At 68.8% G+C, this 13137-nt stretch carries 11 protein-coding genes and 2 tRNA genes; 9 read left to right on the top strand and 4 right to left on the bottom strand.

The window, feature by feature from the left end:
- On the bottom strand, nt 1-1951 hold a 1951-nt coding region (gene pepN, locus G6016_RS11670), incomplete at its 3' end, for an aminopeptidase N (RefSeq protein WP_182632816.1).
- 180 nt (nt 1952-2131) lie between these two features.
- On the opposite strand from pepN, the gene G6016_RS11665 reads away from it, so the two are divergent.
- The 4 genes from G6016_RS11665 to G6016_RS11650 all read left to right on the top strand — a co-directional run bounded on the left by G6016_RS11665 (nt 2132) and on the right by G6016_RS11650 (nt 4764).
- Nucleotides 2132-2758 (top strand): mycothiol-dependent nitroreductase Rv2466c family protein, encoded by a 627-nt coding sequence (locus tag G6016_RS11665; protein WP_182632815.1) that lies wholly within the window; start codon nt 2132-2134, stop codon nt 2756-2758.
- 10 nt (nt 2759-2768) lie between these two features.
- On the top strand, nt 2769-3323 hold the full coding sequence (locus tag G6016_RS11660; protein WP_182632814.1) for a GNAT family N-acetyltransferase: 555 nt from the start codon (nt 2769-2771) through the stop codon (nt 3321-3323).
- 62 nt (nt 3324-3385) lie between these two features.
- Nucleotides 3386-3859 carry a ribose-5-phosphate isomerase gene (locus tag G6016_RS11655; protein WP_182632813.1) on the top strand — a complete coding sequence of 158 codons (474 nt, stop codon included), beginning with the start codon at nt 3386-3388 and terminating at the stop codon, nt 3857-3859.
- Nucleotides 3860-3876: 17 nt separating this feature from the next.
- Complete coding sequence (locus G6016_RS11650) at nt 3877-4764, top strand: Fpg/Nei family DNA glycosylase (protein ID WP_182632812.1); 888 nt, start codon at nt 3877-3879, stop codon at nt 4762-4764.
- 121 nt (nt 4765-4885) lie between these two features.
- Here G6016_RS11650 and G6016_RS11645 read toward each other — a convergent pair.
- Nucleotides 4886-4959: transfer RNA gene (locus tag G6016_RS11645), tRNA-Gly, on the bottom strand.
- A 200-nt stretch (nt 4960-5159) separates the two neighbouring features.
- On the opposite strand from G6016_RS11645, the gene G6016_RS11640 reads away from it, so the two are divergent.
- The 5 genes from G6016_RS11640 (at nt 5160) to clpX (ending at nt 9761) form a co-directional block, all read left to right on the top strand.
- A tRNA-Pro gene (locus G6016_RS11640) sits at nt 5160-5236 on the top strand.
- A 50-nt stretch (nt 5237-5286) separates the two neighbouring features.
- Entirely contained in the window at nt 5287-6684 is a 1398-nt protein-coding gene (gene tig, locus G6016_RS11635) for a trigger factor (RefSeq protein WP_182632811.1), read from the top strand.
- Nucleotides 6685-7090: 406 nt separating this feature from the next.
- Nucleotides 7091-7654, top strand: coding sequence for an ATP-dependent Clp protease proteolytic subunit (locus tag G6016_RS11630; RefSeq protein ID WP_182632817.1), 564 nt, complete (start codon nt 7091-7093; stop codon nt 7652-7654).
- 68 nt (nt 7655-7722) lie between these two features.
- Complete coding sequence (locus G6016_RS11625) at nt 7723-8346, top strand: ATP-dependent Clp protease proteolytic subunit (RefSeq protein WP_182632810.1); 624 nt, start codon at nt 7723-7725, stop codon at nt 8344-8346.
- Nucleotides 8347-8492: 146 nt separating this feature from the next.
- Complete coding sequence (gene clpX / locus G6016_RS11620; protein WP_182632809.1) at nt 8493-9761, top strand: ATP-dependent Clp protease ATP-binding subunit ClpX; 1269 nt, start codon at nt 8493-8495, stop codon at nt 9759-9761.
- Nucleotides 9762-9857: 96 nt separating this feature from the next.
- Here the strand turns inward: clpX and G6016_RS11615 are convergent, their stop codons facing one another.
- Both G6016_RS11615 and G6016_RS11610 read right to left on the bottom strand, forming a co-directional pair.
- Complete coding sequence (locus tag G6016_RS11615) at nt 9858-11147, bottom strand: benzoate/H(+) symporter BenE family transporter (protein ID WP_182632808.1); 1290 nt, start codon at nt 11145-11147, stop codon at nt 9858-9860.
- The coding region (locus tag G6016_RS11610; protein WP_182632807.1) for a helix-turn-helix domain-containing protein at nt 11144-13137 on the bottom strand (1994 nt) is incomplete at its 5' end. The genes G6016_RS11615 and G6016_RS11610, both read right to left, overlap by 4 nt.

Here is a 13137-nt window from a genome sequence, read left to right as displayed (position 1 = left end):
CCTCCAGCATCGCGCGGGAGAACGTCTTCCAGCCGGTGGCCGCGGCCCAGTCGGGGTCGGCGTAGCGGGCCAGCGCGGTCTGCGCCTGGCTGAGTACGCGCTGGACCACGCCGATGTGCGGTTCGCGCGGGGCGGCGCGGGAGACCACCTCGACGAACCGGCGTGCGGGCAGCCGGGCCGAGCGCGTCATCTCCCACAGCGCCGACCAGCTCAGCGTGCGGGCCAGCGAGTCGGAGATGTCCTCCAGCGAGTCGAGGACGGTGGCCGTCGAGCGCTCGTCGAGGCGGACGGAGCAGTAGGTGAGGTCGTCGTCGTTGGGCAGGACCAGGTCCGGTACCGGCTGGCCCGCGAGGTCGGGCACGATCGTCCGGTCGCCGGAGATGTCCAGTTCGGTCCGGGCGGTGCGGATGAGCGCGCCGGATGCGTCACGGCTGTACAGCCCGACGCCGATGCGGTGTGTGCGCAGTTCACCGGCGCCGGGGGTCGCGGGCCCCTGGACGACGGTGAGTTCGGTGATGGTCGAGTCGGCGTCGTCGTCCTCGGTGCCGGAGGTGGCGACCTCCACCGAGATCGGGTTGATGCCCGTGGTGCGCAGCCACTGGTCCGCCCAGCCCGAAAGGTCGCGGCCGGAGGACTTCTCGAGTGCTCCCAGGAGGTCGTCGAACTGGGCGTTGCCGAAGGCGTGCTCGGTGAAGTAGGCGCGGAGCCCGGCGAGGAACGGCTCGCGGCCCACGTACGCCACGAGCTGCTTGAGTACCGAGGCGCCCTTGGCGTAGGTGATGCCGTCGAAGTTGGCCTCGACCGTCTCGAGGTCCGTCATGTCGGCGGCGACGGGGTGGGTCGACGGCAGCTGGTCCTGGCGGTAGGCCCAGGACTTCTCCACGTTGGCGAAGGTGGTCCACGCGTCGGTGTACTGCGTGGCGTCGACCTGGGCCAGGACCGAGGCGAAGGTGGCGAAGGACTCGTTGAGCCAGAGGTCGTCCCACCAGCGCATGGTCACCAGGTTGCCGAACCACATGTGCGCCATCTCGTGCAGCAGCGTCTCGTTGCGACGTTCGTAGCGGTAGCCGGTCACGCGGGAGCGGAACACGTAGTCCTCGAGGAACGTCACCGCGCCGGAGTTCTCCATCGCACCGGCGTTGAACTCGGGGACGAAGATCTGGTCGTACTTGCCGAACGCGTAGGGCCGCCCGAACTCGCGGTGGTAGAAGCCGAAGCCCTCCTTGGTCTCGGCGAACAGGCGCTCGGCGTCGAGGAACGGCGCCAGCGACGCGCGGCACAACAGACGTAGAGGGATGGTGCCGTGCTCGTCGGTGTAGGCGTCCTCCGCCACGTGGTACGGGCCGGCGATGAGCGCCACCAGATAGGTCGACATGATCTCGGTGGGGGCGAACCGGTGCACCACGCCACCGCCCTCGGCGGGCGACTCCTCGGCGGGGGTATTGGCCACCACGACCCAGTTCTCCGGCGCGGTGACGGTCAGCGTGTAGGTGGCCTTGAGGTCCGGCTGGTCGAAGCACGCGAACACGCGCTTGGCGTCGGCCGTCTCGAACTGCGAGTAAAGGTACACCTCCCCGTCGGCCGGGTCGACCATGCGATGCAATCCCTCGCCGGTGGTCGTATACGCCAGATCGGCGTCCACGACGAGTTCATTGGAATCCTGCAGGCCGGTCAGGATGAGCCCGTCGTCGTCGTCATAATTCTTTCCCTCCCCGGCCGGGAACATCTCCCGCCCGTTGAGGACCGCCGAGCGGATCACCGCGTCGCGCAGGTCAATAAACGTCTCCGCGCCGGCGCGCGCGGTGAACCGCACCACGGTGCGCGACCGGAACCGCTCGACGCCCGGACCTCCGGCGCCATCGGTGAGATCGATCTCCACCTCGTACGAGTCGACGTCGATCAGATCGGCCCGCTGGGCGGCATCGGCGCGGGTGAGGTTGAGCGAACGCATGGCGAGATCCTCGGTTCCTTGGGGGACGGGGCGGGCGGCGCGGGGGACGGAACTGTGCGGTGAGGCCGTGCGGCGGCGCGCGGGGCGGCGCGGGGAACGGCTACGACTTCAGGTCTACCACCCACCCCGGCGCGCGGGCGCGTGTGGCGGCGACCGTGCCGGATCGGGAAGATGGGAGTCATGACAACGAGTGACCCGTCCGCTCCCGCCACCGTCGACTTCTGGTTTGACCCCCTGTGCCCGTTCGCCTGGGTGACCAGCCGGTGGATCCTCGAGGTCGAGAAGGTCCGCGACATCACCCTGACCTGGAACGTCATGAGCCTGTCGGTGCTCAACGACGGCCGCGACCTGCCCGAGGACTACCTGGAGAAGATGAAGCTCGGCTGGGGTCCGGTGCGCGTGGCGATCGCCGCCGCCGAGCGCCACGGCCAGGACGTGCTCGGCGCGCTCTACACCGAGCTGGGCACCCGCATCCACGACGAGGGCCGCGGGATCACGGATCCGACCGTGATCGGTGAGGCCCTCGCGGCCGCCGGGCTGGACGTCGACCTCGCCGAGGCCGCCACGTCGACCGAGTACGACGAGGCGCTCAAGGCCTCCCACCACAAGGGCATGGATCCGGTCGGCGACGAGGTGGGCACCCCGGTCCTGCACGTCAACGGCACCGCCTTCTTCGGCCCCGTGATCACCCGCATCCCGCGCGGCGAGGAGGCCGGCACGATCTTCGACGGCGCCGTGACGCTGGCCGACTACCCGTACTTCTTCGAGATCAAGCGCTCCCGCACCGAAGACCCGCGGTTCGACTGAGGTCCCTCCGATGCCCCCGTCCGATCCCGCCGGAGATCACCGCCCCGCGGGTCGGCGCGGGGGAGAGGTCACCGTGGAGCTGCGCGACCTGGAATTTTACGACGACGACGACACCGCCGTGCTGCTGCTCGAGGCGACCCGTCTCAACGTCAACTGGACCGGCGAGGAACGCGTGGACGATGCCGGGGTGTTGGCGGATCGCTCACTCGCGCATTACACCGTGCTCCATCCGGGCAGGGGCGACTTCGGGCTGGTCGCGGAGATCGGCGGCCGCGCGGTGGGCGTGGTCTGGCTGCTCTTCCTCGACGCTTCCGATCCCGGCTACGGATACGTCGCCGACGGGGTTCCCGAGTTGAGCGTGTGCGTGTGGCCCGGATACCGCGGGGTGGGGATCGGTCGACTGCTGCTCGAGGAGGCGTTCCTCGCCGCGCGGAAACGCGACATCCGGCGGGTCAGCCTCAGCGTGGAGAACGGGAATCCGGCCACGCGTCTCTACCGGGACGTGGGATTTTCTGACGCGACGGGCTCGGCGCCGGGAACGATGATCGTCGGCCTGCGGCCCTGACCGCGCCGGCCCGGCTCCACCGCTCGACCTCGGCGCCGGGCGCGCGTGGCAGAATCGTCCGCATGCGCATCTACCTGGGAGCGGACCACGCTGGCTTCGAGACCAAGAACGCCATTGCCGAGCACCTCGAGGCCGCGGGCCACGAGGTCGTCGACTGTGGCGCCCACACCTACGACGCCGAGGACGACTACCCGGCTTTCTGCATCGACGCCGCCGCCAAGGTCGTCGCCGACCCCGGCAGCCTCGGCATCGTGCTGGGCGGTTCGGGCAACGGTGAGCAGATCGCCGCCAACAAGGTGCCCGGCGCCCGCTGCGCGCTGGCCTGGAGCGTGGAGACCGCGCGCCTGGCCCGCGAGCACAACAACGCCCAGCTCATCGGCATCGGTGGCCGCATGCACTCCCGCGAAGAGGCCCTCGCGATCGTCGACGCCTTCCTCGACCAGGCCTGGTCCGAGGCCGAGCGCCACCAGCGCCGCATCGACATCCTCGCCGAGTACGAGCGCACCGGCGTGGCGCCAGAGGTCCCCGGGGCCTGAGCCCGGAGTCAACGACCATGCCGGAGGGGCACACCCTTCATCGACTGGCCCGCCTGCACACCGACTATTTCGCAGGCGGGCCCGTCCGTGTCTCCAGCCCGCAGGGCCGATTCGTCGACAGCGTCGTTGTCGACGGACGGTACTTCGACCGCGCGACGGCGACGGGCAAGCACCTCTTCCACCACTACGAGGGTGGCCTGACGGTCCACATCCACCTCGGTCTCTACGGCTTCTTCAACACCTATGTCGTCCCCGACGGTGCGGCGCCGCCCGCGCCGGTCGGGCAGGTGCGGATGCGCGTCGACGGGGCGGGGGAGCGCGGCGAGGTACCCGGGGGGCCGGGCGTCGGGGTGGTGGAGCCGGGCGCCGTTGGTTCGGCGCACGTAGTGGACCTGCGCGGACCCACGCGGTGCGACGTTATTGACGACGACGACGTCGCTGCCGTCCGCGCACGGCTCGGCCCCGACCCGCTCGACCCCCACGCGGATCCCGAGCGTGCGTGGGACCGGATCCGGCGCAGCACCCGGCCGATCGGCGCACTGCTCATGGATCAGAAGGTCCTCGCCGGCGTCGGGAACGTCTACCGCGCCGAGGTGCTGTTCCGTGCAGGACTCGACCCGTTCCGGCCGGGCACCTCGATCAGCGAGGCCGAATTCCGCCAGCTGTGGGACGACCTCGTCGCGATGATGGCGATCGGCGTCGACACCGGGCACATCCACACGATCCGCGCCGAGCACGACTACGGTGACCTGCCGCGGCGCGGCGAAGACCGGCCGCGCAACTACGTCTATCAACGCGACGGCTGGGCCTGCCGCGTGTGCGGCGACGAGATCGCGCTGGAGACGATGGAGGCGCGCACGCTGTTCTGGTGCCCGAGCTGTCAGGCGGGGCGGGCGCGCCGGTAGCCGCCGCTCATCGCCGGACCGCTCGCGCCCATGTCTGCGGCAGTGTGGCGCGGGGTGGCCTGAGGCTCGAAACGGGCGATGCCCCGCTCCCGCCGGTGACCGGTGGGAACGGGGCATCTGATGGAGCGGGTGACGGGAATCGAACCCGCGTATTCTGCTTGGAAGGCAGAGGCTTTACCATTAAGCTACACCCGCATCCACGGCGTGACCTGGCGTTTTAGGCCTGATCTCATCCGTGCTCCGCCAACAATACCGGACGGTGCCGGAGGCCCCAACTCCCGGGGCTTGAACTCGGAATCGGCGCCAGGTGAGGCCTGTCGTACACTGGGCAAGTTGGTTTGGCGGCTCGGTAGGTTTCCCTCGCATGACGTGGGAAGGCCGGCCGCGCGACTCACCGGGATGTGGCGCAGCTTGGTAGCGCATCCGCTTTGGGAGCGGAGGGTCGCAGGTTCGAATCCTGTCATCCCGACCAGTGGAAAAACGACGTACCAATCCCCGAAGACTTTCTAGGAGAGCATCACCGTGAAGAGCACTGTCGAGCAGCTGAACCCGACCCGGGTCAAGGTCACCGTCGAGGTGCCGTTCGCGGAGCTCGAGCCGGATTTCGCCAAGGCCTACAAGGCCCTCGCTGGCCAGGTCAACATTCCCGGTTTCCGTAAGGGCAAGGCTCCGGCCAAGCTCCTGGAGTCGCGGATCGGTCGTCCGGCCGTGCTCGAGCAGGTCATCAACGACATGATCCCGGCCCGCTACTCGGAGGCCATCGACGAGCATGACCTCAAGGTCCTGGCGCAGCCGGAGGTCGAGGTCACCAAGCTCGAGGACAACGATGTCGTGGAGTTCACGGCCGAGGTCGACGTCCGCCCCGAGCTCGAGCTGCCGAACTTCTCCGAGCTCAAGGTCACCGTCGAGGCGCCCGAGACCGACGATGCCGCGGTCGATGCCGAGCTCGACAACCTGCGCGCTCGCTTCGGCACCCTCAAGGGCGTCGAGCGTGGCGCCACCAAGGGCGACTTCCTGTCCGTCGACCTGGCCGCCACGGTTGACGGCGAGCCGGTCGAGGACGCCTCCACCGAGGGGCTGTCCTACGAGCTCGGCTCCGGCACCCTGATCGAGGGTCTCGACGAGGCCGCCGAGGGGCTGCAGGCCGGCGAGTCGAAGGAGTTCACCTCCTCGCTCGTCGCCGGAGATTTCGCGGGCCAGGAAGCGGTCGTCACCGTCACCGTGCAGTCCGTCAAGGAGCGCGAGCTCCCCGAGGCCGACGACGAGTTCGCGCAGATGGCGAGCGAGTTCGACACCCTCGACGAGCTGCGTGCCGATCTGGTCGAGAAGGTCGCCGAGCAGGCCAAGGCCGGCCTCGCCGGTGAGATCCGCGACAAGGTTCTCGAGGCCATCCTCGAGGCCGCCGACGTCCCGACCCCGGACGCCATCGTCGAGAACGAAGCGCACCAGCAGCTGCACCAGATCTTCGGCGACGCCGCGCACAACGACGAGATGATCAACACCATGCTTGAGGCCGAGGGCACGGACCGCGAGACGTTCGACGCCGAGACCCGCGAGGCCGCCGCCCGCGCCATCCGCAGCCAGCTCCTGCTGGACCAGGTGGCCGAGGAGGCGAACACCGAGGTGTCGCAGGACGAGCTCATGCAGCACATCATGTTCCAGGCGCAGCGCTACGGCATGGACCCCAACCAGTTCATCCAGCAGATCCAGCAGGCCAACCAGCTCGGGTCGCTGTTCGCCGACGTGCGTCGCTCCAAGGCTCTCGCTGACGTGATCGAGCAGGTCACCGTCGTCGACGCCGAGGGCAACACGGTCGACACCAGTGAGTTCTTCGGCACCGCCGAGGACGCCGATGTCGATGCTGACGCTGACGAGACCAACGACGAGGCTGCCGCCGACGAGGCGACCACCGAGGAGTAAGTCCTCCGGACGGGGCCCGCGAGGTCTCCGTCCCAGGCTGAAGAAGGCCGGCCACTGTGCGACAGTGGCCGGCCTTCGGCATTGGTGGAGCAGGCCTGGGTCGGCCGGGCTCACACGATGGGGTGAGTTCTTCAGCGAATCTCAGGCCGCCCGGGGTGGGCGTGTGGGGCTCCGCGGCGGCACCGGACCGACGCTGAGAGCGAACACCCGCCCCGGCGGGACGGTTCCGTCGGTGTAGTTGGTTAGTGTTTGACGTAACGGTTTCCCGGCCACCGGTCGGCCGGGCGCTGCATCAGCGGCGATCACGATGAGCGAAGGTAGGTTCCCCGTGGCACAGAACGGTTCAGCGGCCAAGCCCAGTTCGACGCAGCCCGCCCTCAACTCGCCGGGAGGGCATGGCCTCAGCCTGGGCGACTCGGTGTACGAGCGCCTTCTGCAAGAGCGCATCATCTTCCTCGGCTCCCAGGTTGATGACGACATCGCCAACCGGCTGTGCGCCCAGATTCTGCTGCTGGCCGCCGAGGATCCCACCCGGGATATCGCGATGTACATCAACTCGCCCGGTGGCTCGGTCACCGCGGGCATGGCGATCTACGACACGATGCAGTTCGTCGAGTGCGATGTCGCCACCTACGGCATGGGGCTGGCCGCCTCGATGGGTCAGTTCCTGTTGGCCGCCGGTGCCAAGGGCAAGCGCTACGCCCTGCCGCACGCGAAGATCATGATGCACCAGCCCTCGGCCGGCGTCGGCGGCTCCGCAGCCGACATCGCCATCCAGGCCGAGCAGTTCGCGGCCACCAAGCGGGAGATGGCCGAGCTCATCGCTCAGCACACCGGCCAGACCTTTGAGCAGGTCACCGAGGACTCCGATCGTGACCGGTGGTTCACCGCGAAGGAGGCCAAGGAGTACGGCTTCGTCGACCATGTCATCGAGCGTGCGTCGCAGTCCGGCGGAACCTCCCCGTCGTGATCGAGCCCGCCCCTCGCGGGACTCATCCCGCCGTCCGCCCATCCCAGACCAGAGCAACGGAGTCCCAGATGACCTCAATGCCGTCCTCCCGGTACATCCTCCCGTCCTTCGTCGAGCACTCCAGCTACGGCGTCAAGGAGTCCAACCCGTACAACAAGCTCTTCGAAGAGCGCATCATCTTCCTGGGCACCCAGGTCGACGACGCCTCGGCGAACGACATCATGGCCCAGCTGCTGGTCCTCGAGGGCCAGGACCCGGATCGTGACATCACGATGTACATCAACTCGCCGGGTGGCTCGTTCACCTCGCTGATGGCGATCTACGACACGATGCAGTACGTCCGCCCGGACGTCGTCACCGTGTGCCTGGGTCAGGCTGCCTCCGCCGCGGCGATCCTGCTCGCGGCCGGCACGCCCGGCAAGCGGGCCGCACTGCCCAACGCGCGCATCCTGATCCACCAGCCCGCCACCGGCGGTATGCAGGGACAGGTCTCGGACCTGGAGATCCAAGCGGCTGAGATCGAGCGCATGCGTCGCCTCATGGAGACCACGCTGGCGCGGCACACCGGCGTGGACGCGGACCAGGTGCGCAAGGACACCGACCGCGACAAGATCCTCACGGCCGAGGAGGCCAAGGAGTACGGGATCATTGACACCGTCTTCGACTACCGCAAGCTGTCGGCGAGCAACTGAGGTCTCGACGGCGCGCCGCTACGGGTAGTGGCGCGCCGTCGGGTGCAATGGATTGATCGCGCAGGGGTCGGCTTTTCGACCGGCTGCGCGTACCGTCGAGTTGGGGGTGGACATCGGCGCCCCTGGATTGCGAGGACGTAAGACTCATGGCACGTGTAGGTGAGAGCGGAGACCTTCTGAAGTGCTCCTTCTGTGGAAAGAGCCAGAAGCAGGTCAAGAAGCTGATCGCCGGCCCCGGGGTCTACATCTGCGACGAGTGCATCGAGCTGTGCAACGAGATCATCGAGTCCGAGGTCGAGGACGCGCAGGAGTCCGGCCTCGAGGAGCTTCCGAAGCCGGCCGAGATCCACGCATTCCTCGACGAGTACGTGGTGGGGCAGGACCCCGCCAAGCGCAATCTCGCGGTGGCCGTCTACAACCACTACAAGCGCATTCGGGTGGGCGCGTCCCTCGGTCGCGGTGACAACGTGGAGTTGGCTAAGTCCAACATCCTAATGCTCGGCCCTACCGGCTGCGGCAAGACCTACCTCGCGCAGACGCTGGCCAAGATGCTCAACGTCCCGTTCGCGATCGCCGATGCCACGGCACTGACGGAGGCCGGCTACGTCGGCGAGGATGTCGAGAACATTCTCCTCAAGCTCATCCAGGCCGCGGACTACGACACCAAGCGTGCCGAGATGGGCATCATCTACATCGACGAGGTCGACAAGATCGCCCGCAAGGCGGAGAACCCGTCGATCACCCGCGACGTCTCGGGTGAGGGCGTCCAGCAGGCGCTGCTGAAGATCCTCGAGGGCACGCAGGCCTCGGTTCCCCCGCAGGGCGGCCGCAAGCATCCGCACCAGGAGTTCATCCAGATCGACACGTCCAACGTGTTGTTCATCGTCGCCGGTGCCTTCCAGGGCCTGGAGAAGATCGTCGGCGACCGTGTCGGTCGCAAGGGTCTGGGATTCGGTGCCGAGGTCGCGAGCAAGACCGAGCTCGACACCACCGACAATTTCTCCGAGGTCATGCCGGAGGACCTGGTCAAGTTCGGGCTCATCCCGGAGTTCATCGGCCGCCTGCCGGTGGTCGCGACGGTCACCAGCCTGGACCGCGAGGCACTGGTCAACATCCTGTCCGAGCCGAAGAACGCACTGGTCAAGCAGTATGCGCGACTGTTCGACATGGACGGGGTGGAGTTGGAATTCACCACCGATGCCCTCGAGGCGGTAGCCGACCAGGCCATCCTGCGAGGCACCGGCGCCCGTGGCCTGCGCGCCATCATGGAGGAAGTCCTCCTGCCGGTCATGTACGACATCCCGGGCCGGGACGACGTGGCCCGCGTCGTGGTGACCGGGGAGACGGTCCGCGACAACGTCCTTCCGACGATCGTGCCTACCTCGGATGAGGAGCCACGAGAGAAGTCCGCGTAGGACACTGCACTTCGCGTCACACGCTCAAGAGCCTCAGGCCGCCTCGCACATCGCGGGGCGGCCTGAGTGATTAAGACCTCAGCGTCGGGCTGCCCGTCAGGACAACGATCGCCGTTCGAGCAGTGCGGTCACGGCCATTCCCAGCACGATGCCCCAGAACGGTGCGGAGATGCCCAGCAGTGAGACATCGGCGACGGTCACGAGGAAACAGATCAACGGGCCGAGGGCACGATCGGTCCGGAACGCGGTGACGAACGAACCCTGCAGCGGGGCGAGCATCGCCAGTCCACCGAGAGCGGCGATGAATGCTGCGGGAGTGCCCAGACTCAGCCCGACGAAAGCCGGCGCGAGGATGCCCACGATCAGGGCCAGGGCACCGCATGCGATCGCCGCGGCATAGTGTCGCGCTCGCTCACCGGAGGACACGAGCAGCGCGTTGGTCGGTCCTGTGAGGCAGCTGGAAACGGCACCGATCGGGGCGACCAGAAGCGACCACACGCCGGACGCCGTGGCGCACGCCGACACGGGCGGATGATGGCCGCGGGCACGCAGCACGGCGACGCCCTGTCCGTTCTGCACCACCAGCACCGTGATGGCCAGCGGGACCACGAGCTCGGTGATCGCGCGCAGGGTGAACTCGGGGGCCTGGAGTAACGGGGCCGCCACAAGACCGTCGTCGAGTACCCCTCGCGTGAGTCCGCCGGTCAGGACCACCGCGAAAACCCCGACGAACATGGCCGCGAGGATGGGAGGAAAGACGCGGGCAAGCCGCGGAACGGCGCCGACGACGACGAAGGCGATTGACATCGGAAGCGCCACTGACAGGGACGTCCAGACGGCGTCGATCAGGCCGAGCCCGAACTGGAGGAAGACACCGGCCACCATCGCCATAATGATTGGCATCGGGATCCAGTCCATGAGCCGGCGGGCGAGCCCGGACAGTCCCACCGCCACGATGAGCAGACCGGTCACGATGTAGGCGCCCAAGACCTCGGACCAGCCCAGATGACCGAGTGAGTTCCCGACGATGACAGTCCCGGGAATGGTCCAGAAAAACGCCAGCGGGGTGCGGTACAGCCAGCTCATCGCGATGGTGAGCAGACCGTTGGCGAAGAACACGCCGAAGATCCACGACGACAGCTGGGCGGGGGACAGGTCGCCCTGCGCGCCGGCGGTGAGAATCACGGCCACGGGCCCAGTCGCGGAGAAGATGAGCGCGATGAGTGCGTTCGCGAACTCCCGGGGCCCCAGGTCGGCCAGGACCCGTCGCGGCGAAGGGCGGCCGGGCGGGGCGGGGTTGCGCTCGTCGTCTCCGGGCGAGGCGGCACTCGCCGCAGCCTCCCGGTTCGGGGATGCGGGCGAGCGGAGGTCGTGGCTGTTACTCATAGGTCTCCGGGTGGGTCGGGGCTGAACGGCTCGGCGTTGCGGGAGACATAGACCGCGAGTTCGGTCCGGCCGTTGATGCCGAGCTTCGAGTAGATGCGGGTCAGGTGGTACTGGACGGTCTTGACGGACAGGAACAGTTCCTCGGCCGCCTGGGCGTTGGTGCGGCCGTCGGCGACCAGCGTGGCCACGGCCCGCTCCTGCGGGGTCAGGGTGCTGTTGCCGCCGGTGCGGGTGACGTCGACGCCGCCGGCACGACGCTCCCGATCGCAGCGCTCGACGTAGGCGCGTGCGCCGAGCTGTTCGTAGATGTCGCGGGCGGTGCCCAGGGCCAGGTGCGCGTCGCGGCGGCGGCCGGCCCGCCGCAGGGTCTGCCCGTAGCCGAAATGCATGCGGGCCGAGTAGTAGGGCATCGCCAGTCCGTCGAGGTGTTCGAGGCTGCGTCGGAAGATTCGGTTGCACTCGTCGACGTCCCCACGCACCGCGGCGATGCGGGCGCGGACGGCGCCGAGACGGGCGAGGGTGGAGCGGTGCCTCTGGGCTTCGGCCCGGGACTCGGATGATCCGATGAGTGACTCGGCCTCGTCGAGCCTGCCGCCCAGCACGAGTGCGTGGGCGTACAGGTCGTGCCAGGGCCAGAAGCCGGGCTGGTCGATGTCCATCGACTCGGACAGGGCGACGAGTGGCTCGGCGGCAAGGCGGACGGAGGTGTAGTCACCGCTCGCGGCGGCGACCTGCATGCGGGCCATCGCTGACGGGATGACCTGGACCGGGTAGGCGTCGATGCTGGTGGTGAGACTGCGGAGGTGGGCGGCGGCCCCGAGATGGTCGCCCCGCATGGAGCGGATGACGGCACCGGACCAGTGGATGACGGGGGCGAGCAGATCCAGTTCCAGGTCGTCCACGCGACGCGCGGCGGTGTCGACCACCCGCAGTGCGTCGTCCCATTCACCCCGGATCGTGAGGGTCCGGGCGAGCCAGGCCTGGGCCCACAGGGAGATGCGGGCGGAACCGGAGACGTCAGCGGTGGGGACGGCGGAGCCCAGGTGGCGCCGGGCGCTCTCCACGTCATCGCGTGCGAGAGCGATCCATCCCGTCGCCATCTCGAAACGCTGGGCCACCGCGGGGGCGAGCCCGGCGAGCTGATCGTCGATCGGGGGACCGGTGTAGCCACTGCCGTCGATCGCGCCGGCGAGGAGCTCGATGGCCCGGGCCTCCTCGATCTCGGGGCGGTCCCGGGTGGGGCTGTCGGTGACGATCGCGGCCCAGTGCCGGATGCGGTCGGGTCGCCATTCGCACAGCGAGTGGACGACATATTTCTGCGCCAACTCGAGTGGGACCGGATCTGCGGCCGGGGCGTTCGACTTCTCCTCCGCCCCGGCGTGGAGCGCGCGGTCGAGCTGAGCCTCGGCCTCGCGGGCGTGCCCGAGATGCAGTGCGAGTGACCCCAGGACGGCATCGCGTCGTGGGTCCCGGCGTACCCGCTCGAGCGCGTGGGACAGGTCGCGTGCCTCGCTGATCCGACCGGCGTTGATGAGCGCGTCGATGCCGTCGATGTGTAGCCGTCGCGCGGTATCGGTGTCGGGGGCCAGGGCTGCCGCGGTGAGGAAGGCGCGACCGGCGTCGTTCCAGCGGCCGGCGCGGGCGTGCTCGAGGGCGCGGTCGCGTAGCCGCTCGGACAGGTCCGGGTCCGGCCCGGTCGACACCGAGGCGCGGTGCTCGAGAGCGTCGTCGACGTCACCGCGCTGCTCGGCCACACCGGCGGCCAGCGCGTGCAGCTCCAGCAGGGCGCTCGGGGTGAGGCTCCGCAACACGGCTGCCCGCAGGAGTGGGGAGTGGTAGAAGATCTCCGCGGCCCCGGGGGACAGGTCCAGCCGGGCCAGCCCGGACTCGTGGGCGAGGTCGAGCGCGGACGTGACGACGGCCTGGTCGGGGGCGGCCCCCGTTCGCGCGGCGATGAGAGCTGCCAGGGAGCTCAGGGTGACCGGGGGCA

Origin of the sequence: Dietzia aerolata (assembly GCF_014144865.1) — a bacterium.
GTDB lineage: Bacteria > Actinomycetota > Actinomycetes > Mycobacteriales > Mycobacteriaceae > Dietzia > Dietzia aerolata.
The sequence above is the reverse complement of the archived record's forward strand: the minus strand, read 5'-3'. Positions and strand labels throughout refer to the sequence as shown.

Bases quoted from the DNA above. Each gene is read 5' to 3' on its own strand.
- G6016_RS11625 (WP_182632810.1), top strand. From the start codon at position 7,723: ATGACCTCAATGCCGTCCTCCCGGTACATCCTCCCGTCCTTCGTCGAG.
- G6016_RS11650 (WP_182632812.1), top strand. From the start codon at position 3,877: ATGCCGGAGGGGCACACCCTTCATCGACTGGCCCGCCTGCACACCGAC.
- G6016_RS11660 (WP_182632814.1), top strand. From the start codon at position 2,769: ATGCCCCCGTCCGATCCCGCCGGAGATCACCGCCCCGCGGGTCGGCGC.
- G6016_RS11665 (WP_182632815.1), top strand. From the start codon at position 2,132: ATGACAACGAGTGACCCGTCCGCTCCCGCCACCGTCGACTTCTGGTTT.
- G6016_RS11655 (WP_182632813.1), top strand. From the start codon at position 3,386: ATGCGCATCTACCTGGGAGCGGACCACGCTGGCTTCGAGACCAAGAAC.
- G6016_RS11615 (WP_182632808.1), bottom strand. From the start codon at position 11,147: ATGAGTAACAGCCACGACCTCCGCTCGCCCGCATCCCCGAACCGGGAG.
- clpX (WP_182632809.1), top strand. From the start codon at position 8,493: ATGGCACGTGTAGGTGAGAGCGGAGACCTTCTGAAGTGCTCCTTCTGT.